We start from the raw sequence: 21,725 nt of genomic DNA, 5'->3' as shown, positions 1-21,725 counted from the left end.
CATTCACGTTTTAGCGAACGTAGATGCGCACTTCATTGGCTGCAATATCGCCACGGGTGGTGGCGGACAGACGGATGCGATCTGCAGGCAGGCCCATCTCGTTCATGGTGCGCACCACTGTTTCAGCGTTGCGGCGCGACTGGCTCTGCGCAATCTGCACGCGGTCCGGACTGCCCGCTGACGGGCTGATTGCGACAACGTCGAACTGGGCCGCCGGGCGCACTTCAAGGGCGCGGCTCAATGCTGTGTACAGCGCCTGCTGATACTGCACGTCGGGACGGTCAAACGAGATAGTGACCAGTGCCGGCGTTCCTGCGGCAGCGGGAGCCGACATTGCCCCCGCTGTGGCCGCGGCCGGTGCGATATTGGAAACGGTCAGCCCGGAGCCGAAAAGTTCGCCCGCCTTGATGGCGTTGGCCAGCGTGGTGAGGCTGGCGCGCTCATTCGCCACGTATGTTGTCTGGCGCGCGATGTCGTCCCGCAGCTCAGTGAGCAGGCGCTCGATCAGCACTGTTGTCTGGCGGGTTTCATCCTGAAGGATGCGCAACTGGCGGTGGTCTTCCTCGATGGCACCGGACAGGGAGAACGTGGCCTGGGTTGCTTCCAGCAGATAGTTGGCCGTGGACGCGTTGGTGGCAATTTCGGTTGAAAGGCCGGACATCGCGTTGATGTCGGACGAGATGGCGTCAAGCTGGGCCTGCGCCTGGTTCCACTGGGCCACAAGCTCCGGGTTGCCCGGCGTGGTGCCGCGCTGCAGGCGCGAGGTAATGGCACCGCGGGTTGTGTGGTAATCGCGGGAATTGGCGGTGGCCTGCGCACGGCGCGTGTTCACGCGGCCGGTCTGCGTCACCATCGTGTCCTGCAGGGTGCGCAGTTCGCTGCGCAGCGTTTCAACGCGCGCGCCCACAGTTGTGCCGGTATTGCGGCCATCGGTGACGCTCAGGGTCTCAAAGCTGCGGGCTGAAACACCTACGTCCGTTGCAACGGCGGTGGTGCCTGCAGCGTTGGAGGCGGATGTGGTGCCGGAGCCAGACCCGCTGAACAGATCCGAACCACCCAGCGCCGCACAGCCGCTCAGCAGGAGCGCAGCACCGGTCAACATGACCGCCGACGAGAGTTTGAAAGAATGGGCGCGGGGTGTCTTTGAGAAATGGGGGGTGGTCATCACGCGCTCTTATTACCCTTTGTTGTATGCAGGGAGGGTCCACCCCCCTGAAACTGGCGCCCAGACACAAAGTTGCCTGGCGACCGGTTGATAACTGATACCGACATTGGCTCCACCCTGCTCCTATAGTGCAGCGCGAAACCGAAGTCACTCTAACCAATGCAGAATCCGCTCACAAGCCGGGGTTTTATGGTGAATTTGGGCTCCTGACACTGCTTTTGGACGCGATCAGCCCCCGATCGCCCCAATAATGCAATCGGCAGCCATGAATTTGCCCAAGACGCGCCTTGCCACTTGCGCATCCCGCCAACCTGCATTAGAGCTACGCGCCTTCGCGGTCGAGGCCTTCCTGCGCCCCGCAAAGTGGCGGCACGCTGTCACTTGTTGCACCAAGCAACCCATCCATGTCCGCGAAACCTGCGCCGGTAGCTCAGCTGGATAGAGCACCAGACTACGAATCTGGGGGTCGGGAGTTCGAATCTTCCCCGGCGCGCCATTCCTTTCAGGAATAGTCGCCTCTCTTTAAAAGGTGAGTCGAACGCAGTTCGAACGGGCGCGCCACTTTTCCGCAATACGCTACGGCAGTGGTATGCGCGCTGGGGATCACAGCACCCTACCGCGAAGGCGGCTATTCAAACTGCATGGTTCTATAGGTCAGCGACACGCGTCGTTTGCGAGGTTTGCGCGTTCCGGAAACTGGGTCTGACTTGCGGGCAGGAATGCCGTGTAACCATTCAAAGCGGGCGGTTCCTGCAAGAACCAGCAGGCTTCGAGGCTCGAGCAACCAGCTGACTTTTGCGCTGTTGCCCTTCTTGGTGAAAACGATCTCGCATTGAGACCCCAATGAAAGCGACGCGATGACCGGTCCAAAACACGGCACGCAATCAATGTGCGGCGTTATTCCCTGCCCGGGCTGATAGTCATTCACGATGATCTGGCTTGGCTCTTCGTCAAACAGGCCAGTACTGCACAGCGTATTACACTCTGCCCGCAGTTCTGCTGGTAGTGGGCCGATATAAGCATCGGTCGAAACATGCCTGGCACGATAATCATATGCCCACCCATAATGCTGGACCCGGCGCCGCAGATCATCTCGCCAGCGCTGATCATCAATCCAGCACAACAATTCCGACTCGCGCCTTGAAGACACGAAATCGGGGATCATCACAGCACCGGGCGGCAACTCAGAAGGGACATTCGTCAAAACGTTGTTCATGAGACGTCTCGCTGCTTTGGTCTGAAAACCCAGGTGCTGAACGAGTCGTATTGCACCAGTGCACTGTCAGGGCCGTCTGTATTTACATGGACGTAACCTGCAAAATCCTTCGGACGGAATGGGTAGACCTCCGCGTCGCCAAAGCCCGCAGCGCCCGCAGCATCGGGCATGCTGAACGCTCCAAGATAGTAGGGGCTGTCCACAATAGAAGTCACCACCATCCCGCCAGGCAAAAGGTGGCTCTTGGCGCACCTCAGGAACCGGCGCATCATCACATGGTTTGGGTTTCTGCCGTGGATTGGATCCCTGCTGTGGACGTTGGGAAACTGAAAATGATGTGCCGGAACTGCACCAGACCAATGGACTTGGTCAATTTGGTCGCGTCAACATTGTGTTCTACGCACGAGCCGAGTGATCTCAGTTGATAAACGTTAAATTTGGTTAGGTTCGATAAGTCAGTGGCCGGCTCGAAGGTTGTCGCGAAAAGGTTGCGTGCATGATGTGAACTCACTTTCGCCAGACTTAGAGCAAAACTGAGATTTCCTTCAACAACTAACAGAGTGGTTCCCGCAGTCACTTGCCGTAAGAAATCAAATGAAGCCTTCTTCGCCTCGAGAAGACATCGATATCTTCGATAGGCGTCATCGAGTCTCATCTTACGGACGAGAGTCTTCGGGCTGGATTTTTTCAGTCGAAGCAGTGTGCTGTGCGGGGTCGGTGGCCCCAGATACCAGCAGGATTGAGCGTCATGCATTTGAATGTCCTTGAGGTTTGCAAAATGCAATTTTCTCATGAACTTCAGAACCGGGGATAAGGACGGCCGCATCGGCTGTGAGGCAAAGCATCCGCCGGTTTTGAGCTACCTAGCTGCTCATTCCAGTCAGCCAAGGCGTTGAAAAGCTCATTCGCACTTTTTCGCTTGTGCGCGCCACTTTAACTCTTCACTCGCCGAGAATGCCTGCGCCTGACCGTTATGGATAGGTGCCTGAGGGCATGTTCCAGCTGTACCGTGCACCATTTGCAGGCTGCTAGAGGCCAAAAATGCGTTGGGCGTTTTGTCCCAGAAAGGCTGAGCGGGCCTCAGGCGGCAGGGAGAGGGTGTCGAGGTCTTTGAGGGCCTGTGCCGGGGTCAGCATGGGGTAGTTGGTGCCAAACAGAATCTTGCGGGCTCCATTGGCTCGCATGAAGTCCAACAGTTGGGGCGGGTAGCGCCTGGCGGTGTAGGCAGAGGTATCGATGAAGACATTCTCGTGTTTGGTTGCAACGGCAATCGCTTCGTCCGTCCACGGATAACCTATGTGGCCGGCGACGATGACGAGTTCGGGGAAATCAAGCGCCACCTGATCCAAATAGATGGGCCTGCCGACTTCCGAGGGCATCAATGGCCCGGTGTGGCCAATCTGGGTGCAAAAGGGTACGCCCTCTTCAACGCAGGCGGCATAGACCGGATAGAACCGCCGGTCCGTCGGCGGCACTTCCCACAGCCAGGGCAGCACGCGGATGGCCTTGAAGCCAAGTTCGCGGACGCAGTGGCGTACTTCGCGGACTGCCTGCATAGGCCGGGAGATATCAACCGAACCGACGCCCATAAGCCGCTTTGGCGCTTCGGCGACAAATCCTGCCACTTCGTCGTTGGAGATCATGACGTTGCGCGGCGCGATCCAGGCACTTGTGAGCATCATGTCCACATTCGCCTGATCCATTAGTGCGAGCGTGGCGGAGACGGGCAATTGCTCAGTTGGCGGCCCGGTACGGGTCCAGCGGCGCAGGCTGTCAAACACCGGATCCTGACTGTGGCGCAGGGTGGGGTGCTGACCCCATGCATCGATGATCATGTATTGCGCTCACTCATCTGAGGGTTTGTCCGTGCAGTGCGGGCCCCGGATCGGCATTGCCACCTACACTAGCGCGCAGAAAGCGGATTCTCAAAAAGGCGTAACTCATTGCTGTCCGGCCCTTACTGGTATCGCGACGCTTTCTGCTATAGTGCCACATCTCTTGAGAATCCGGATTTTGCAGACATGTCTCCCAACACAATCGGGCCTGCCTCGCGCACGTATTATTCGCAGCGGCTGCGGCTGCATTATGTGGATTGGGGCAACCCGGATGCGCCACCGCTGTTGTTGGTGCATGGCGGGCGGGATCATTGCCGCAACTGGGATTGGGTTGCTGAGTCTCTGCGCGATGAGTATCACATCATTGCGCCGGACCTGCGCGGGCATGGTGATAGCCAGTGGATGGTGGGGGGCACCTACCTTGTGAATGACTATGTGTATGACATTGCGCAACTCATCCATCAGTTGAAGCTCGCGCCGCTCAAGATTCTGGCGCACTCGTTTGGCGGCGCCATTTCGCTGCGATATGCGGGCATCTATCCTGAAACCGTTGAAAAGCTGATTGCCATCGAAGGGCTTGGACCGCCGCCCAAGATGATTGCGGAGCGCACGGGCAAACCGGCCCATGAGCGCCTGTCGGGCTGGATTGACCAGATGCGCGGGCTGTCCGGCCGCACGCCGCGCAAATACCCGGAGCTTGAAGACGCTGTGAAGCGGATGCAGACGGAAAACCCGCATCTGAGCCCAGATCGCTCCCGCCACCTCACTGTGCACGGCATGATCCAGAATGAAGACGGCACGTGGTCGTGGAAGTTTGACAACTATGTGCGGGCGTTCCCGCCGGACCGGTGGGACTCGGACGAAAGCAACGAACTTTGGGGCCGCATTGACGCGCCGGTAATGCTTGTGCGCGGCACTGACAGCTGGGCATCTGACCCGGTGGAGGACGGCCGCATCAAGGCGTTTCGGAATGCGAAGGCTGTGAATGTGGAAGGGGCCGGGCACTGGGTTCATCACGACCGGCTGGACGAGTTTTTGACGCTGGCGCGTACCTTTCTCGACGACTAGTATTCCGTACACGCATTACCTTGAAACAGGCAAACCTCATGACCGAACAGCTTTTTATCGGGCGCGGCACGATTGACCAGCATTTGTCGCTTAAACTTGCCAACAGGCATGGGTTGATTGCCGGGGCGACCGGCACCGGCAAGACAGTGTCGTTGCAGATACTGGCGGAGGGCTTTTCAGAAGCGGGCGTGCCAGTGTTCATGGCAGATGTGAAGGGCGATCTGTCGGGGCTGTGTCAGGCGGGCGTGGCCAAAGACTTTTTGTCGAAGCGCGCGGCCACGATCGGGCTGGATGATTATTCGTTCACTCAGTATCCGGTTGTGTTCTGGGATGTGTTTGGTGAACAGGGCCACCCGGTACGCACCACCATTTCGGAAATGGGGCCTATTTTGCTGTCGCGGCAACTAGGGCTCAACGACACGCAGGAAGGTGTGCTGACGATCGCCTTCAAAATCGCCGACGAAGAAGGCCTGCTGCTGCTTGACCTCAAAGACCTGCGCGAGATGCTGGTATTTCTGGCCGACAATGCCAAAGACATTTCAGCGCGCTACGGCAATGTGACGGGGGCCTCTATTGGCGCCATTCAGCGGCGGCTGCTGACGCTGGAAACGCAAGGCGGCGACAAGTTTTTTGGCGAGCCCGCACTCAAGCTGCAGGATTTGATGCGCACCACCTATGACGGGCGCGGCCAGGTCAACATACTGGCGTCTGACAAGCTCATTCAGGCGCCGCAGCTCTATGCGACGTTTTTGCTGTGGCTGATGTCGGAACTGTTTGAGGAACTGCCAGAGGTAGGCGACCCGGACAAGCCAAAGCTGGTGTTCTTTTTTGACGAAGCGCATCTGCTGTTTGATGACGCGCCCAAACACCTGCTGGACCGGATTGCCCAGGTGGTGAAGCTGATCCGCTCCAAGGGCGTTGGCATCTATTTTGTGACGCAGAATCCGCTTGATATTCCCGACGAGGTTTTGGGCCAGCTTGGTAACCGCATTCAACATGCGTTGCGCGCCTTTACGCCGCGCGACCAGAAGGCCGTGCGGGTGGCAGCAGATACTTTTCGGGCAAACCCTAATCTCGATACCGCGACTGTCATCACGGAGTTGGGCGTAGGCGAGGCGCTGACGTCAACACTTGGTGAAAAGGGTGTGCCCGGAATTGTCGAACGTACACTTATTCGGCCCCCTCGTTCGCGGCTCGGCCCGGCAACGCCGGACGAGCGCAAGGCGGCGATGGGAGGCAGCCCGGTCGGCGGGCTGTATGACGCGGCGGTTGACCGTGAATCTGCTTACGAGATTTTGAGCAAGCGCCGTGACGAACTTGAAGCGGCCAAAGCCAGGCAAGAACAGGCCGCAACAGCCGAGAAAGAACGCATCGCCCGCGAGAAGGCTGAAGCCAGGGCGCGTCCGCGTGCCTCCAATCGCCAGAGCACCACTGAAGCCTTCGTGAAATCAATGGTTCGGCAGGTGGGCCGGGTGCTGGGGCGCGAACTTATTCGCGGTGTTTTGGGGTCACTCAAGCGCTGAAATCGAGGGCTTTCTCAGGAACATGAAAGCCGCCTGATCGGGCGCCGGTGACGCCTGAAAAGTCTGCCACAATCAAACCGGGATCAGCCTGTTATGCTGGTCCCGGTTTCTTTTTGTTTGTGTTCAGGCGGTATGCTGCGGCATTCCCTGAACATGACTATCGGCGGACACACGGTTGGCGCGCAGACGGACACGCAGCTCAGACGACATCAGACATCGCGGGCGCGGCTTCATCGGCCGGGTGATGCATGGTGACCTGTCGATCTTGGAGTGGGTCGTGGCAGCGCTCCTGGTGGTGTTCGTTGCCCTGCCCGTGCTGCTGATTTTGCTGTACCGGGTCGTGCCGCCGCCGGTGACGTCAGTCATGATGCTGAGGCTGCTGGAAGGCCAGGCGATCAGCCGCGACTGGGTGCCATTGCGTGATATTGCCCCAAATGTGCGGTATGCGGTGCTGGCATCGGAGGACAATCGGTTTTGTGCCCATCGCGGGGTTGACTGGACGGCGCTTTGGCGGGCGGCCGGGGCCGAACTGGATGGCGGCGCACGGGGCGGGGCCAGCACCATTACCATGCAGACGGCGCGCAACCTCATGCTGTGGCCACAGCGCAGCTACATCCGCAAGGGGCTGGAACTGTATGTCGCCACTCTTATTGAGGCGCTATGGCCCAAGCAGCGGATACTCGAGGTCTATCTCAACATTGCGGAATGGGGACCGGGGGTGTTTGGCATTGAAGCGGCAGCCCGGCATCACTTCGGTGTATCCGCACAAAGCCTGACCCGGCAGGAAGCTGCACGGCTGGCGGTTATTCTGCCAAATCCTATTGACCTGCACGCCACGGCCTCTACGGGACACGTCACCCGTCAGGCGCGCGTCGTGGCCAACAGAATTGACCAGTTAGGGCCTCTTCTGGACTGTGTAACACCCTGATTTTCAGTCCCTTTTTGAAATTTTTCCCTCTTTTTTCTGCGGAATATGACACGCAAGTATCGATTAACGGTCGTTAACTTCTTCGCCTTCTTTTGGGCCGTTATAGTCTGTAACTCCTTGTGACAGTGCGTAGCAGGCCAGGCGAATGGAACGGGGTACTTTTACCTTCTCTCCATTACGCTCTCCTTTTTCATAATACTGAATGATGCGCGGCTTTAGGCCGAGTGCTTTAGCAGCATCTTTCTGGGACATGCCAAGAGACTTACGCCAACTCTTGAAATCTTTTTCATTCATGGTTTTTACTTCCTGACTTGTCGCTCTCAAAAGACGCATTTACGCACTTTGTGCGCTTTTATGTTGACTTCTGCGCACCCTGTGCGTATATAGGTAGTACGTTACGGTTTTATGACACTTCTTGTCGTTCACAAACGTCCGTCTTTCAGGTCTCGTACTTGAGGCGTCCACTTATCAGAGGGCCAACATATGCTTAGAAATATGATGTACTGGCTTTCGCTCGGGGTCACCCCCCGGCGGCAGCCGCGCCAGGAGCGCCGCGTCATCGCCGGTCATACACCAGAGGATGAGCAGTCCTTTTTGCGCCGGATGGCGTTTTACAAACTGCATCCACACCATTAGGGCAGTAGCTCGTAAACACCAAAAGGCCGGGATCAGCTTCATTGATCCCGGCCTTTTTTGCATTCAAGGCTGATTTTCGGCGCGGACGTTCAGGCCAGCACCAGGTCTGCCAGATCAGCAAATGCTGCCGTGGTGTTGCGTGGCAGCGGCACCAGCGGCACGGGGCCCAGAAAGCGCCTGATGGCCGCGCACGTCTCATCCAGCGGAATGCCGGCATCCGGGCTTTCACTTACCACCACCGCCATGGGCGGCAGGCCGGAACGTTCAAGCGCCTCTACGGCGGTGAGCGTATGACTGATGGTTCCCAGATAGCTGCCGACCACAACAATCGGTGTGGCTGAAACGGCAACCATCAAATCACGCATGGTGTGAGTGTCGTCCACCGGCACCAGCACACCCCCTGCGCCCTCTACAATGAGCACATCATTCGGGTTAGCTGCCCGCTGTGCCGCACAGAAGGCGACCACATCATCATACGGCACGGTTTTGCCTTCGCGGGCAGCGGCCATGTCGGGGGCGAGGGCGGCTGCATATCGCCACGGAGAGCACGCGGCCAGGGTGGCGTCATTCACGGGCTCGTCCAACGCCTTGAGAATGAGCGCCGTGTCGCTGCCGGGCGCAGTTTGCGGGGTGAATTCGGTAATCAGGGGTTTGAGGGCACGGACGCCAATGCCGCGTGCGCGAAGCGCCCCGATGAGGCCGACCGTGACATACGTCTTGCCGATTTCGGTACCGGAAGATGTGATGAACAAGGTCTTGCCGGTCATGCTGCGGGCCTGCGGATAATTTGTTCACGGATTATTTTTGCCAGCCGGGAAATGTCGGCTGCTGTGTGTTCTGCCATAAAGGTAAGCCTTAACCGCGCGGTGCCTGCGGGCACTGTGGGCGGGCGGATGGCGGTTACAAGGAAACCTTCGTTGAAAAGTATGTGTGAGGCTTGGAGGGCTGCACGCTCATCGCCTATCAGCACCGGCACAATCGGACTTTGAGGCACGGGCAACCCGGCTTCGCTACAAAACTGCGCAGCGTTTGCAACGGGTTTTTCCACCAGCGACTTGTTGCCCGCGATGATGGTCAGCGCGGCGCTGGCGGCGGCAATGCTGGCCGGCGGCAAACCTGTCGAATAGACCAGCGTGCGGGCGCGGCTCTTGAGCAGGTCAATCACCGGCTGGCTGGCGCACAGATAGCCGCCATAGCCGCCCACAGCCTTCGATAGCGTACCCATTTGCAGGGGTACGTCCATTTTGTCAGCGCCAAATGCAAAGGATGACCCGCGCCCGCCCCCCACAACGCCCAGACCATGCGCGTCGTCCGTCATCAGCCAGGCATCATGAGCGCGTGCGAGAGCTGCCAACTGAGGCAACGGCGCGAGATCACCGTCCATCGAAAACACACCATCGGTTACAATCAGCGCGTTGCGGGCCTGTGCGCGCAGACGAACGAGATGGCTTTCGAGGTCCGCCATGTCATTGTGGCGGAAGGTATGAAACCGCGCCCCTGAAAGCCGCGAGCCGGATACAAGGCAGGCATGGCTCAGTTCGTCAGCCAGCACCAGATCACCGGCGCTAACAAGGCTGGGAATTATCCCCATATTTGCCATGTAGCCGGAGCCGAAAACCAAAGCAGCCTGCGTGCCCTTAAGTTCTGCCAGCTTGTTCTCGAGCTGCACAAACAGCGGCGAATTGCCGGTGACCAGCCGCGAGGCACCGGTGCCTGCGCCCTCAGTTTCCACGGCGCGCATGGCAGCCTGTTTGACATCGGGGTGCTGCGACAGGTTGAGGTAATCGTTGCAGCAAAACGAAATGACCTCGTGGCCATCGCGCTGCGCTGCGCCCGCCAGGCCACGCCGGGTGACGGTAAGATCGCGGCGCTGGCCCCGCGCTTCAAGGTTCGTCAGTTTGCTGCGGGCAAAATCATCAAGGCTGGGCATTCGCCCTCTTATGTTTCCGGGTTTTCAAGATTGTGTCTGTGCAACTCTTGTAGGATGCGCAGGCGACACTATGCTCTGCCACCCACTTTGCCTCAAGGATTTCCCGCTTTTTATGGCTGACACGCGACCAACACCCGCTGCTGCGCCGCACTGGCTGACCGATGGATACGAGCACATCTGGCTTCCCTACACGCAAATGCAGACGACGCCCCTGCCCGCTGCCATTGCCCGCACCCACGGCTGCAAGCTGATACTTGAAGACGGCCGCGAACTGGTGGACGCAGTGGCCTCCTGGTGGACCGCAGCTCATGGCTATAACCATCCCCATATCCGCGATGCCGTAGCCCGGCAACTGGAGACCATGCCGCATGTGATGCTGGGCGGGCTGGCGCATGAACAGGCCTACAAACTGGCCGCGCGGCTTGCAGCGCTTGCGCCGGGCGATCTGACGCGGGTGTTTTTTTCTGAATCAGGATCGGTCTCAGTTGAAATCGCCATGAAGATGGCGGTGCAGTACTGGATTAACAAAGGTGAGAAGGGCCGTGCGCAGTTTGTGTCGTTTACCGGCGGGTATCACGGCGACACTTTTGCCACCATGTCGGTGTGTGACCCCGAAGAAGGCATGCACTCGCTTTTTGCGGGGCTTCTGGCAGAACAGATCATTACCGACCTGCCCACAACAGCGGACCGTGAACAGGCATTTGATGCGTTGCTTGAAACGCGGCGCGGTGACATTGCGGCTGTCGTAATGGAGCCGCTGGTGCAGGGCGCAGGTGGCATGATTATGCACCCACCCGAAACACTGGCCTTCATTCGCGCTGCCTGCGACCGGCACGGCGTGCTCTTGATACTGGACGAGATTTTTACGGGCTTTGGCCGCACGGGCACGCTGTTTGCCTGCGAACAGGCCAATGTCGTGCCGGACATCATGACACTTTCAAAGGCGCTGACAGGTGGCACGCTGCCGCTGGCGGCAACTTTGGCGCGGCAACATGTGTTCGATGCCTTTTTATCTGACAAGGGCGATACCGCGCTGATGCATGGCCCGACCTACATGGGCAACGCGCTTGGGTGCGCTGCCGCCAACGCGGCGCTGGACCTGTTTGAGCATGACCCGCCCGGCCCGCGCGTTGCTGCGATTGAAGCACAGCTCAGGCGCGAACTTGAACCAGCGCGTGCGCTTCCGGGCGTGCGTGATGTGCGCGTTAAAGGGGCGATCGGTGCTATTGACCTTCATCCGCATACGGACCATGACTGGATGAAGGCTGAGTTCATTGCGCGCGGGGTGTGGAACCGCCCGTTCGGTCACATCGTCTATACAACGCCACCGCTGGTCATTTCTCCTGCCGAGCTGATGCAGATAACGTCAGCCATGGTAGGGGTCGTGCGTGACTGGGGCACACGGCACACACAAGAGGCATAAGAAAATGGTCAAGGCGGTTATCTGGGATTTTGGTGGCGTTTTCACAACAAGCCCGTTCGAAGCGTTTGCACGCTTTGAACGTGAGCGCGGGCTGCCGGTGGACCTGATCCGCAAGATCAACTCAACCAACTATCTGGACAATGCCTGGGCCAGGTTTGAACGCTCGGACGTAACCATGGATGAGTTTGACGATCTGTTTGCGCAGGAAGCAAGTGCGCTGGGCCATGAGGTGCGCGGACGTGAAATTATTGCGCTGCTGTCAGGCGATGTGCGCCCTGAAATGGTGCACGCCCTCAAGACCGTAAAGGCTCATGGTCTCAGGGTCGGGTGCATCACCAATAATGTGGCGGCGGGCGAAGGCGCGGGCATGGCGACCAGCCACAGCAAGGCGCAAGCCGTTCAGGCCATCATGGACGAGTTCGAGCACATTATTGAATCCAGCAAGGCGGGCGTGCGCAAGCCGCACCCGCAGATTTATGAAATGGCGCTTGAGGCACTGGGTGTGTCGGCAGCGGATGCCATTTATCTTGATGACCTGGGCATCAACTGCAAGGCGGCGCATGAGGTGGGCATGAAAGCCATCAAAGTCACAACTGCCGAGCAGGCCATAAGTGATCTTGAGGCGCTGGTGGGCTTCGCGTTGCGCTGACGGGTCCAGGCAGAGCACACAAAAAAGCCCCGGCATTCCTGCCGGGGCTTTTTCGTTTATGGATGCGGCGCATGACTAGTCAGTGATGCCCAGCCGTGCCTGTGCATCCTTGCGGGCTTTTTCGAGATCGGCGTCGCTCAGGCCAAGCTGGCTTGCCACGCTCTTGATCTGGTGCACCTCGAAGCGATGCAGTTCGCCATCAGCATAAGCGACTTCCCACATCATGGAGAGGATGTCGATTTGCTCTTCCGGGCTGAAGTTCTTTTTGACGGCGTTTGCGAACTGCCAATTGTCATAGTTGGCCGACTGACGCGCATACGCAATGTCGATGAGGGTTGATGCATCGTCAGCATTGAGCTCAAACCGCTCGCCAACGATACGCTCCATCGCGGCTCGTTCGCTGGCGTCAAAGTCCTTGTCGAGACGCGCGCCTTCCACCATCAGGGCAGCCGCGGCAACCTGTTTGACGGAAAACGGGTCGGACCCGGACTGGTCTGCATCCGGACGGCGTTCAAGAAAGGCAACAATTCGATCAAGCATATTTTGCTTCCCCTTGCGAGCGCGCCATGAGTGGTGTGGCGCTGCTGGTAGCAGCCCTGCTCATTGAGCAAGACCCTTCCAAACCCGATTGTTTTAAGTGGCGCGGGCATTGCTGCCCGCGCCGGTGTTTGTTTGTCTGCTCAGGCTCCTAGTGAGCCAGAATGCCCGATGGCGCCTTGATGGGTGCGCGGCGTGGGAACACCATGTCGAGCACCACAGCGATAGCAGGCAGAACCGTAATCGACATAATCATGTTGACCAGGAACATGAATGTCAGCAGCAGGCCCATGTCAGCCTGGAACTTCAGCGGTGAGAAGGTCCAAGTGCTGACGCCGATGGCCAGCGTGATCGCCGTGAACACAACGGCCATGCCGGTCTCGAACATTGACTGCTTGAAGCTGTCAGTGATGTTGAGGCCCTCAGCCAGGTGGAACTGCAGGCGGTTGTATATGTAGAACGCGTAGTCCACGCCCAGACCCACAGCCAGCACCATCACCGGCAGCGTCGCCACCTTGAGGCCGATTTCCAGTTCCTTCATGAACCAGTAGCCAAGGAAGGTCGCCACGGTGAGCGGCACACAACAGCAGATCGTGGCCCGCCAATCGCGGTAGGTGAGATACACCAGCAAAATGATGGTGGCATACACATAGAGCATCATCGGCAGTTCGGAGGTTTCAATTTCCTCGTTCACCGCCGCCATAACACCCACATTGCCTGAGGCCAGGCGGATGGTGACGTCATCGCGCGGGTTGGCTTCGCGCCATGTTTTCACGCCGGCAATCACGCCCTCAACCGTTGTTGCCTTTGAGTCATCAGTGAAGATCTGCAATGGCAACGTGGTGCAATCCACGTCAAGCAGGCCGGACGACGTGGGCACCGGCCCCACAGCCTGCACAAGGGCAAACTTGTTGCGCGGCAGGGTCTGGTATTTGAGGTTGCCTTCGTTCCAGCCCGCAGACGATGCCTTGGCGGCTGTTGGCAGTGAAATCACTGCTGCAACGCCTGGCACGTTTTCCATGTACCAGGAGAAGCGGGCGAGGTACTGCATCACATCGTGATCGATACACGCTTCTGATGGTGTTTCGTTGATGACCGTCAGCAGGTTGAGGCCAAGCGCAAACTTGTCCACCACAAACCGGCTGTCCTGGTTGTAGCGCGCATCTTCACGCAGTTCAGGGGCACCGGCGTGCAGGTCGCCCACGTGGCGGCCCATGCTCTGCCAGAAGGCAACACCGAACAAAACGATCGTACCGAAGAAAACCACCACGGCAATACGCGGCTCGGCGAGGCGGCCCACATGGGTCATCACGCGGATACGGAAATCGCGGGCCTTGTTGGCACGGTCAACAAACTTCTCGTCGAAGGTGAAGTAACTGGCGAGCAGCGGCAGCATCACCAGGTTGGTGATGATCTTGAGCGCCACACCAATGGAGGCCGTAATCGCCAGTTCCTGAATCATGCCGATCGGTATCAGGATCAGTGTGCCAAAGCCCACAAGGTCAGTGATAAGCGCCATGGACCCGGGAATGAACAGCAGGCGGAAGCTGGCCCGCGCCGCCTCGTCCCCATTGGCCCCGGAGGTAATCTCTTTGGTTATGAGGTTGATTTGTTGCACGCCATGGGACACCCCGATGGCGAACACCAGGAAGGGCACAAGGATCGCCAATGGATCCAACCCGAAGCCCAGAATATGCAGCACACCAAATTGCCAGATCAGCGAGGTGAGCGAACAGAACAGCGCCAGGAAGGTAAGGGACCATGACTGCGCATACAGATGCACGGATATGGCGGTAAGAATGAACGCGATGATGAAGAAGATCACCACGGTTTGCGCCCCATCGGCGATATCACCAATCAGCTTGGCAAAACCGATGATGTGGACCGTGTAGTCTTCGTTTTCGTACTTGCCGCGTATTTTCTCTTCAAGCTGGTCGGCGAGGTCGAAGTAGTCGAGCCGTTCCTGTGTTTGCGGATCAATTTCCAGCAGTTCGGCCACCACCATGGCGGCGGTTGAATCCTCCGCCACCAGGCGGCCAAGGAAGTTGCCTCGGACCACGTTGTTCTCGATCCGCTCCAGCGCTTCGGGCGTCATGTTGTTGACGGTCACTGTGCCGGGGATCACGTCGTCGGCGTTGATGCCTTCTTCAGTGATTTCCAGATAGCGCGTATTGGGCGTCCACAGCGATGTCACCGTGCGGCGGTCAACGCCGGGCAGGTAAAACAGTTCGTCGGTGACGTCCTTGTAGGTGCGGAAGAAGTCTTCGTTCCAGATCGTGCCTTCACGCTCGGCGAGCACAATGATGACACGGTTCGAGCCGAACAGCCTGTCGCGGTATTCCTGGAAGGTCTCGATGTATTCATGGCCGGTGGGAAGCTGCTTTTCAAAGCCTGCATCCATCCGAAGCTGGAAGGCAAAATACGCGCAGTAAATGGTGATCAGCGCAAACAGGCCCAAAATAATGGGCTTTGCGCCAAACAACATGTTTTCCAGGACTTTGATCATTTTAAGTTCCGTTTCGCTCCACGCCGCGCGGGCTTAAAGGCAGAACACCCCATTGCTGCCGCGCGTACTCAAACCCAATCACTTTATGTCGGTTCTGAATTGAGTGCGCTCGCGAAGCTCGCCTTTAAGCTCAGGCGACAAACCGCCAACGCACATAACAGTACCGTCCGATGCCAAACACCAGGAAAGTCCCGTTGCCAAGCACCAGATATTTAATCATACCAGTGTCAGGGGCAGTCTTGCTGATCGTGTTCTTCGGCGTACCACCCAAACCTACAAGGTGTACGCCCCCCCGCGTGATCAACTGCATACGGACGCTAGCCCGAATGCACCCCTCCCCAATGGTTTCCTCCGTGCCCGGATGAATACCGGGACCTTCGTTTGTCGTCTTTTTGTTATCAGCGGCCGAATTGACATCGGCTTCTTCTCTGGTTGGTTTGCGACCGGCCACCCGTTTCGGTGACTATTTAACCGCATTCCAATGCTCCCGATAGCATGCCACGCGGCATCTTGGTATCAAAACCTTGTCAGAACATGAGCAAATTTGCCACAGCAGCACCAGTCATAACCTTGCCCGATGCGCCGTGAAGCTTGTGACATGGTTAATGGCGGATGGATGCCCATCAGCATCATGTCAGTCGTCAGCCAAGCCCCAGCCCCTGCCCCTGCCCCAGCCCATGCCCGTGCCCACGAAAAGTGACACCTGCGTCACTTTTCACTTGCCCAGACGGCATGGCACACCTACTTTTTTGTCAGCACTGTCTGCTCGGCGGTCATTTGCGCGCTTTTTTGCCGGTTTTCCTTCGAAAACTATCGAAAACGGCGGCGAAATGAGCCCTGGGGGCACATGCATCAGGTCATGCCAACGCGGCATAGCGTTGCAGCATCCTGATTTCAGAGTTGTTTGCCGGCACCTTTTAGTGGGGGGATGCTGGCTTCTTGCAAGGAGGCACCTCACTCATGACGACGCGCCAGATTACCTATGACGCCGCCTACGACGCGGTTGCGCCTGATGACTTCGCTGCGATGATTGAAGTGGACCGCTATGGCGCCCGCTCAACTGCGTTCGACAAGATCATTTCAGCCACCCATGACCATTTCTGGGACCCGCTGGACACGAAGTACATCGACTTTTCCGAGCCGTTCGACATGGAAAACGAGTCGATCATGCCTGAAGACATGGTGCCTGAGCTTCAGTTGCCCAGCTTCAAGAACATGCCGCAGAAAGAGCGCATCCGCTTCATCAATGAAAGCGCGCGCTGGAACCTGTCAGCCATTCTGCACGGCGAATCGGGCGCGCTTGGCCTCTCTGCCTCGCTCTGCCACATCCTTCGTGATCCCGGCGCGCAGGAATATGCCGCCAACCAGACCCGCGAAGAAGCCCGTCACGTCACAGGCTTTGCCGCTTACGTGAAGGCCCGCTGGGGCACACCGCTGCCGTGCGGTGAAACCCTGAAAAACCTGCTCACCGACATCGTCAATGCACCTGAGGTGTACAAGAAAGTTGTTGGGATGCAGATGCTGGTTGAAGGCCTCGCCATGGGCGCCTTTGCCATGCTGTACACCCACGCCAAGGATCCGCTGCTGGTGCGCCTGACGCAGCTCGTCATGACCGACGAAGCGTTCCACCACAAGTTCGGCAAGATCTGGGCAGACCGCACGGTTCCCAATCTTTCCGAAGAAGAGCAGCACCTGATTGAAGACTGGGCGGCTGAATGCTTCCAGACACTGCTGTTCAATCTGGTGAACCCGGAACAGAAAAAAGTGATCTATGAAAGCTTTGGTCTCGACTGGCAGCAGGTTCAGGCTGAAATGCTCGAAGCCTTCACCGACGAGGACCGCAAGGAGCGCATGAAGTCGGGCACGGATATTTTCCGTGTGCTGATTAAAACGCTGCTCAAGGCCGGCATCATCACTGATCGCACCAAGGCGTTCTATGCAACCTATGTTGACATGGACGAACTGAAGGCAGAAGGCGATCACATGGTTGGTGACGACATTGCGGAAGAAGGCATCAAGTTCCTTCAGACCATCAATTTCGGTGCCCGCTCTGATGCTCTCAAGACGGTGTCCGCTGCCGAATAAGGCGCGCGTCTCACTGTCAAAACAAAAAGGCGGCCTCCCGGCAAACCGGGGGGCCGCTTTTCTTTTGCCGCCGCGCATGGATAGGCTTGGCAATGTCATCCCCCCACATCATTGCGCAGACTCTCACAGCCACCCCGCTGCCCGACGCCTCACGCTGGTGCCGCATTGGCGGCGGCGTGTGGGGTGACGTTTTTGATCTGGGCGACGGCACGGCGCTCAAGCTGGTCAGACACACCGGCGGCATTGGCTCCGGTGTGACCATTTTTGACGGTGAAGTGCAGGCTCTGGCGCGGCTGAACGGGCTTGGCGGTGATGTGCGCACTGCGCGGCTGGTGGCGTCAGGTCTGGTCCCCCAGGGCAGGCATCAGCTGGCACACTATTATGGCTGGATACGCATGAGCATATTGCCGGGCGTTCGCGCATCGGCAGCTCTGGCCGATGCCACTGACGAACAGGCCCGCAACAGCATCATGCAGCGTATCGGAGCGGCTGCCGCGCAATTCCAGATGCTCAGTATTGCGATTGCAGCTCGTCACGCCCCCCTGCCCAACCTCACACATGTTCGGCTGGCGCAAATCGCCGAGATTGTTCCTGACATGGCAGCAGCATGTGCCGAGGTTGAGGCGGTGTTCGCGTCCGGTGCGCCGCACCCGTTTCTGCATGGCGACATCAACGCAGGCAATGTGCTGCTGGCCGACGGCCCATCGGCAGACACAGGCCCGCACGGTGTCGGGTTCGTTGATCTGGGTGAGGCTCAGGCGGGGTGTATCGAGGTGGAGTTGCGCCACGCCCACGACCTTGGCGGGCCACCGCAGGCCCTGATCGACGGGTATTGCGCGGCAGGCGGACCACCGCCCGACCCGCATCGACTGGCGGCGGCTTTTGCCCTCAACGCGCTGGGCACGCTTGCCATCGCAACTTTGGGTACGGTCAAAGAGCTTGATGCAGACGCCGCGCGCGACCGCGCCAAAGAAGCCCTCAAGGCTCTTGGTTGATCTTGTTTTGTTCTTTCGGGGCGGCTAGCGTTGCGCCATGTCCCGGATACCTGACACCGATCAGCAAGCCCGCTGGCGAGACCTCACATTGCCGCACGACGGGCGACAGTCGGCCCGCGCGCTTGATGTACAGCGTGGCGTTTGCCGCCATCTGATGGGGCTGGGGCTTGCACCGCTCACAGAGTTCACGCTGGCCGGCGGCAGGCGGGCCGACGTGGTGGCGCTGGGCAGCGGCGGCGAAATCCTCATCATTGAAATCAAGACCAGCCTCGCGGACCTGCGGGCCGACAGCAAATGGCCTGATTATCTCGATTTTTGTGATCGGCTGTTTTTTGCCGTGCCCGGCGACTTTCCCATGCATGAGCTGCCCCGCGACGCAGGTCTTTTGGTGGCTGACCGGTATGGTGCTGACATGTTGCGGGAAGCCCCGCTGGACAAGCTCAATGCGGCACGCCGCAGGGCCGTGACGCTGCGCATCGCACGGGCCGGCGCGTTGCGCCTGTCGCATCTGGCAGACCCTGAGGCGGGTATGGGATAACGGGCCGGAATGGGATAGGAAAGCAGATGCCGCAGCGGATGGTCGGCATTAACCGGCCTGATGCTGCGGCCTTTCAGCCCGTGGGTTAGCGCCCTATGATTGTTGCTTACACCACTCCTAAACCCTGCCTTGCGACCCTGCGCAGTCAGCGCGTCACACACCCCCTCGCGATATAACCGGCCCCATGACACCACCAGCAACTCCTGCCGACACAGATGCGCCTACCGACCCTGAGGTGATCGGCAGGTTCGCAACGGCACGCGTTGTGTGCCTGGGCGATATCATGCTGGACCGCTATGTGTATGGCCGGGTGGACCGCATTTCGCCTGAGGCACCCATTCCTGTCATCACCGTCGAGCGTGAGGCGGCGATGCTGGGCGGCGTTGGAAACGTCGCACGCAATGTTGCGGCATTGGGTGGCACAGCCAGCCTGGTTGCCACCATCGGCGACGATGACGCGGGCCGCGAAGTTGTGCGACTGCTGGCGGACGAAACACGCATTGAGCCGGATCTCATCACTGACATCGGCCGCGCCACCACCGTCAAGACACGGTTTGTGGCCGCAGCCCAGCAACTGCTGCGCGCAGACCATGAAGTGTCGTTGCCACTGTCGCAGACCGCCGTGGATGATGTGGTGTCCGCTGCGCGCGCTGAAATGGAAAATGCCGGTGCCATTGTTCTGTCGGACTACGCCAAGGGGTGCCTGTCGGACAACGTGCTGCAGGCCATCATCGGCGCTGCCCGCGAGATGAAACTGCCGGTGATTGTTGACCCCAAGTCGGCAGACTTCACCCGCTACAGCGGCGCGACACTCATCAAACCCAACCTCAAGGAACTGGCGCTGGCCACAGGCCTGCCCTGCGAGACGGATTCGCAGATTATGGATGCCGCGCATGAAGCGCTGACAAAATCCAATGCCACTGCCTTGCTCATCACCCGGTCGCAGCACGGCATGACGCTTGTGACCCGCACGGACGATGGCCTTGATGCGGCACACTTTCCGGCGCGGGCCATTGAAGTGTTTGACGTGTCAGGCGCAGGTGACACGGTGCTTGCGGTTTTGGGGCTGGCGATTGCTGCGGGCGCACCCATGGCGCAGGCAGCACGCATTGCCAATGCCGCTGCGGGGCTGGTGGTCGCCAAGATCGGCACTGCCGTTGTGCGCGCAGACGAGGTGTCCCACGCGCTGCAGTCTGAAGGTGTCAGCAAGGCTGATCGCAAAATCTGCGCCCGTGATGAGGCCGCCGGCATGGCGCACCGCTGGAAAGCACAGGGTCAAAGCGTCGGCTTTACCAATGGCTGCTTTGATCTCATTCACCCCGGCCACCTGTCGCTGCTGCGGCAATCAAAAGCAGAGTGCGACCGGCTGGTGGTGGGGCTCAACTCCGACAGTTCGGTAAAAAGGCTCAAGGGCGAGGCGCGGCCGTTGCAATCAGAGATGGCCCGCGCGCTGGTTCTGGCATCCCTCGAAGACGTGGATATGGTGGTGATCTTTTCAGACGACACACCGCTGGAGCTGATCAAAATCCTTGAACCGGACGTGCTGGTGAAGGGTGCTGACTACACCGTGGACACCGTCGTAGGCGCAGATGTTGTGCAGGCCGCGGGAGGCCGCATTGTGCTGGCGAAGCTGGTGCCGGGCGAAAGCACGTCGCACACAGTCAAACGCATGACCGGCTGATTTTCGAATGAGACGCTTCACATGATTATTGTTACCGGCGGAGCCGGGTTCATCGGCTCCAACGTTCTGGCGCATTTGTCTGAAAGCAGGCGGTCGCAGCTTGTCGTGTGCGACTGGCTGGAGAGCGGTGACAAGTGGCGCAACATTGCCAGCAGCGCCATCGACGATGTGATCGCGCCCGAAGCACTGGCAAGATTTCTGGATGACAACGCCGATGCGATTGAGGCGGTCATTCACATGGGGGCCATATCATCAACAACTGAAACTGACGTTGACCTGATTGTTCGTTCCAACATCCGCCTGACCAACGACATTTGGGATTGGTGCACGCGCACACAAACGCCATTCATTTATGCCTCATCGGCGGCAACTTATGGGAATGGCGAGGCGGGCTTTGATGATGACATGAGCGTGGATGCGCTGCGCACTCTCGCGCCGCTCAACGCCTATGGCTGGTCAAAGCATCTGGTGGACCAGCGCATTGCCCGACGCGTGGCTGCAGGCGACAGAACACCGCCGCAATGGGCGGGGCTCAAGTTCTTCAATGTTTACGGGCCAAACGAATATCACAAGGGCGGCCAGAAGAGCGTTGTGGCGCATATTCACCCGGCCGCCAGCGCGGGTGAAACAGTAAAGCTGTTCCGCTCACACAACCCTGCCTACGAGGACGGCGGACAACTGCGCGACTTCGTGTATGTGAAGGACTGTGCTGCGATCATCGCGTGGCTTCTGGATACACCGTCCGTAAGCGGACTTTTTAATGTTGGCACCGGCGAGGCGCGCAGCTTCAAGGATCTGGCAACAGCGGTGTTTGCTGCCCTCAACCGCACGCCGGATATTTCGTACGTCGATACGCCGGTGGCGATCCGCGACAAGTATCAGTATTTTACGCAGGCCGACATGCAGCGGCTGCGCGCGGCGGGCTATACCGGCACACCTACGTCACTCGAAGATGGTGTGGCGGAGTATGTGCGCTCGTATCTGGAAACCGACAACCCATACCGATAGGC

19 protein-coding genes and 1 tRNA gene are annotated in these 21,725 nt (G+C 58.8%); 11 read left to right on the top strand and 9 right to left on the bottom strand.

All coding sequences use genetic code 11. The annotated features are described in order from the left end of the window. Positions 1–10: 10 nt before the first annotated feature. On the bottom strand, positions 11–1,165 hold the full coding sequence (locus RIB87_RS07265; protein WP_350145043.1) for a hypothetical protein: 1,155 nt from the start codon (positions 1,163–1,165) through the stop codon (positions 11–13). Positions 1,166–1,584: 419 nt separating this feature from the next. On the opposite strand from RIB87_RS07265, the gene RIB87_RS07260 reads away from it, so the two are divergent. Next, positions 1,585–1,661 (top strand) — tRNA-Arg (locus tag RIB87_RS07260). A 132-nt stretch (positions 1,662–1,793) separates the two neighbouring features. Here the strand turns inward: RIB87_RS07260 and RIB87_RS07255 are convergent. The 3 genes from RIB87_RS07255 to RIB87_RS07245 form a co-directional block, all read right to left on the bottom strand. Next, a complete protein-coding gene (locus RIB87_RS07255) occupies positions 1,794–2,381 on the bottom strand; it encodes an alpha-ketoglutarate-dependent dioxygenase AlkB (protein ID WP_350145041.1) in 588 nt (195 codons plus the stop codon). 271 nt (positions 2,382–2,652) lie between these two features. Then, complete coding sequence (locus RIB87_RS07250; RefSeq protein ID WP_350145602.1) at positions 2,653–3,036, bottom strand: Rossmann-like fold-containing protein; 384 nt, start codon at positions 3,034–3,036, stop codon at positions 2,653–2,655. 373 nt (positions 3,037–3,409) lie between these two features. Beyond that, positions 3,410–4,216 carry an amidohydrolase family protein gene (locus RIB87_RS07245; RefSeq protein ID WP_350145039.1) on the bottom strand — a complete coding sequence of 269 codons (807 nt, stop codon included), beginning with the start codon at positions 4,214–4,216 and terminating at the stop codon, positions 3,410–3,412. 186 nt (positions 4,217–4,402) lie between these two features. Here RIB87_RS07245 and RIB87_RS07240 point away from each other — a divergent pair, with 186 nt between their 5' ends. The 3 genes from RIB87_RS07240 (at position 4,403) to mtgA (ending at position 7,735) form a co-directional block, all read left to right on the top strand. Next, positions 4,403–5,284: an alpha/beta fold hydrolase gene (locus tag RIB87_RS07240; protein ID WP_350145037.1), complete on the top strand. Its 882-nt coding sequence runs from the start codon at positions 4,403–4,405 to the stop codon at positions 5,282–5,284. 38 nt (positions 5,285–5,322) lie between these two features. After that, entirely contained in the window at positions 5,323–6,807 is a 1,485-nt protein-coding gene (locus RIB87_RS07235) for a helicase HerA-like C-terminal domain-containing protein (protein ID WP_350145035.1), read from the top strand. A gap of 277 nt (positions 6,808–7,084) precedes the next feature. Then, positions 7,085–7,735: a monofunctional biosynthetic peptidoglycan transglycosylase gene (mtgA, locus tag RIB87_RS07230; RefSeq protein ID WP_350145033.1), complete on the top strand. Its 651-nt coding sequence runs from the start codon at positions 7,085–7,087 to the stop codon at positions 7,733–7,735. A gap of 63 nt (positions 7,736–7,798) precedes the next feature. Here the strand turns inward: mtgA and RIB87_RS07225 are convergent, their stop codons facing one another. From RIB87_RS07225 to bioF, 3 genes are all read right to left on the bottom strand, one after another. After that, positions 7,799–8,029, bottom strand: a complete 231-nt coding sequence (locus RIB87_RS07225) for a helix-turn-helix domain-containing protein (protein ID WP_350145031.1) — start codon at positions 8,027–8,029, stop codon at positions 7,799–7,801. 431 nt (positions 8,030–8,460) lie between these two features. After that, complete coding sequence (bioD, locus tag RIB87_RS07220) at positions 8,461–9,138, bottom strand: dethiobiotin synthase (RefSeq protein WP_350145029.1); 678 nt, start codon at positions 9,136–9,138, stop codon at positions 8,461–8,463. Next, positions 9,135–10,301, bottom strand: coding sequence for an 8-amino-7-oxononanoate synthase (gene bioF / locus RIB87_RS07215; protein ID WP_350145027.1), 1,167 nt, complete (start codon positions 10,299–10,301; stop codon positions 9,135–9,137). The genes bioD and bioF overlap by 4 nt, the downstream gene beginning before the upstream one ends. A 112-nt stretch (positions 10,302–10,413) precedes the next feature. Between bioF and RIB87_RS07210 the strand changes: the two genes are divergently transcribed. Then, positions 10,414–11,724 carry an adenosylmethionine--8-amino-7-oxononanoate transaminase gene (locus tag RIB87_RS07210; protein WP_350145025.1) on the top strand — a complete coding sequence of 437 codons (1,311 nt, stop codon included), beginning with the start codon at positions 10,414–10,416 and terminating at the stop codon, positions 11,722–11,724. 4 nt (positions 11,725–11,728) lie between these two features. Continuing rightward, positions 11,729–12,373, top strand: coding sequence for an HAD-IA family hydrolase (locus RIB87_RS07205; RefSeq protein WP_350145023.1), 645 nt, complete (start codon positions 11,729–11,731; stop codon positions 12,371–12,373). A 75-nt stretch (positions 12,374–12,448) separates the two neighbouring features. Here RIB87_RS07205 and RIB87_RS07200 read toward each other — a convergent pair whose 3' ends face one another. Both RIB87_RS07200 and RIB87_RS07195 read right to left on the bottom strand, forming a co-directional pair. Further along, complete coding sequence (locus tag RIB87_RS07200; protein WP_350145021.1) at positions 12,449–12,913, bottom strand: tellurite resistance TerB family protein; 465 nt, start codon at positions 12,911–12,913, stop codon at positions 12,449–12,451. Positions 12,914–13,061: 148 nt separating this feature from the next. Beyond that, positions 13,062–15,416 (bottom strand): efflux RND transporter permease subunit, encoded by a 2,355-nt coding sequence (locus RIB87_RS07195; protein WP_350145019.1) that lies wholly within the window; start codon positions 15,414–15,416, stop codon positions 13,062–13,064. 960 nt (positions 15,417–16,376) lie between these two features. Between RIB87_RS07195 and RIB87_RS07190 the strand changes: the two genes are divergently transcribed. From RIB87_RS07190 to rfaD, 5 genes are all read left to right on the top strand, one after another. Continuing rightward, on the top strand, positions 16,377–17,501 hold the full coding sequence (locus RIB87_RS07190) for a ferritin-like domain-containing protein (RefSeq protein WP_350145016.1): 1,125 nt from the start codon (positions 16,377–16,379) through the stop codon (positions 17,499–17,501). A 92-nt stretch (positions 17,502–17,593) separates the two neighbouring features. Beyond that, the gene (locus RIB87_RS07185; protein ID WP_350145014.1) at positions 17,594–18,496 is read left to right on the top strand and encodes a phosphotransferase; all 903 of its coding nucleotides are present in this window, start codon (positions 17,594–17,596) and stop codon (positions 18,494–18,496) included. Between the two features lie 37 nt (positions 18,497–18,533). Further along, positions 18,534–19,034 carry an MmcB family DNA repair protein gene (locus tag RIB87_RS07180; protein WP_350145012.1) on the top strand — a complete coding sequence of 167 codons (501 nt, stop codon included), beginning with the start codon at positions 18,534–18,536 and terminating at the stop codon, positions 19,032–19,034. A gap of 184 nt (positions 19,035–19,218) precedes the next feature. Next, complete coding sequence (gene rfaE1, locus RIB87_RS07175) at positions 19,219–20,715, top strand: D-glycero-beta-D-manno-heptose-7-phosphate kinase (RefSeq protein WP_350145010.1); 1,497 nt, start codon at positions 19,219–19,221, stop codon at positions 20,713–20,715. A gap of 21 nt (positions 20,716–20,736) precedes the next feature. Next, positions 20,737–21,723 (top strand): ADP-glyceromanno-heptose 6-epimerase, encoded by a 987-nt coding sequence (rfaD, locus tag RIB87_RS07170; protein ID WP_350145008.1) that lies wholly within the window; start codon positions 20,737–20,739, stop codon positions 21,721–21,723. Positions 21,724–21,725: the final 2 nt, after the last annotated feature.

This window comes from Pyruvatibacter sp. (genome assembly GCF_040219635.1).
GTDB lineage: Bacteria > Pseudomonadota > Alphaproteobacteria > CGMCC-115125 > CGMCC-115125 > Pyruvatibacter.
This window is presented reverse-complemented; position numbering and strand designations above follow the sequence as displayed.

What these genes read in the sequence shown, in the direction of transcription:
- RIB87_RS07265 (WP_350145043.1), bottom strand. Translation starts at nt 1,165, where the DNA reads ATGACCACCCCCCATTTCTCAAAGACACCCCGCGCCCATTCTTTCAAA.
- RIB87_RS07240 (WP_350145037.1), top strand. Translation starts at nt 4,403, where the DNA reads ATGTCTCCCAACACAATCGGGCCTGCCTCGCGCACGTATTATTCGCAG.
- RIB87_RS07180 (WP_350145012.1), top strand. Translation starts at nt 18,534, where the DNA reads ATGTCCCGGATACCTGACACCGATCAGCAAGCCCGCTGGCGAGACCTC.
- RIB87_RS07195 (WP_350145019.1), bottom strand. Translation starts at nt 15,416, where the DNA reads ATGATCAAAGTCCTGGAAAACATGTTGTTTGGCGCAAAGCCCATTATT.
- RIB87_RS07255 (WP_350145041.1), bottom strand. Translation starts at nt 2,381, where the DNA reads ATGAACAACGTTTTGACGAATGTCCCTTCTGAGTTGCCGCCCGGTGCT.
- bioD (WP_350145029.1), bottom strand. Translation starts at nt 9,138, where the DNA reads ATGACCGGCAAGACCTTGTTCATCACATCTTCCGGTACCGAAATCGGC.
- RIB87_RS07225 (WP_350145031.1), bottom strand. Translation starts at nt 8,029, where the DNA reads ATGAATGAAAAAGATTTCAAGAGTTGGCGTAAGTCTCTTGGCATGTCC.
- rfaE1 (WP_350145010.1), top strand. Translation starts at nt 19,219, where the DNA reads ATGACACCACCAGCAACTCCTGCCGACACAGATGCGCCTACCGACCCT.
- bioF (WP_350145027.1), bottom strand. Translation starts at nt 10,301, where the DNA reads ATGCCCAGCCTTGATGATTTTGCCCGCAGCAAACTGACGAACCTTGAA.
- RIB87_RS07250 (WP_350145602.1), bottom strand. Translation starts at nt 3,036, where the DNA reads ATGAGACTCGATGACGCCTATCGAAGATATCGATGTCTTCTCGAGGCG.
- RIB87_RS07245 (WP_350145039.1), bottom strand. Translation starts at nt 4,216, where the DNA reads ATGATCATCGATGCATGGGGTCAGCACCCCACCCTGCGCCACAGTCAG.
- RIB87_RS07205 (WP_350145023.1), top strand. Translation starts at nt 11,729, where the DNA reads ATGGTCAAGGCGGTTATCTGGGATTTTGGTGGCGTTTTCACAACAAGC.
- RIB87_RS07190 (WP_350145016.1), top strand. Translation starts at nt 16,377, where the DNA reads ATGACGACGCGCCAGATTACCTATGACGCCGCCTACGACGCGGTTGCG.
- RIB87_RS07185 (WP_350145014.1), top strand. Translation starts at nt 17,594, where the DNA reads ATGTCATCCCCCCACATCATTGCGCAGACTCTCACAGCCACCCCGCTG.
- RIB87_RS07200 (WP_350145021.1), bottom strand. Translation starts at nt 12,913, where the DNA reads ATGCTTGATCGAATTGTTGCCTTTCTTGAACGCCGTCCGGATGCAGAC.
- rfaD (WP_350145008.1), top strand. Translation starts at nt 20,737, where the DNA reads ATGATTATTGTTACCGGCGGAGCCGGGTTCATCGGCTCCAACGTTCTG.
- RIB87_RS07235 (WP_350145035.1), top strand. Translation starts at nt 5,323, where the DNA reads ATGACCGAACAGCTTTTTATCGGGCGCGGCACGATTGACCAGCATTTG.
- RIB87_RS07210 (WP_350145025.1), top strand. Translation starts at nt 10,414, where the DNA reads ATGGCTGACACGCGACCAACACCCGCTGCTGCGCCGCACTGGCTGACC.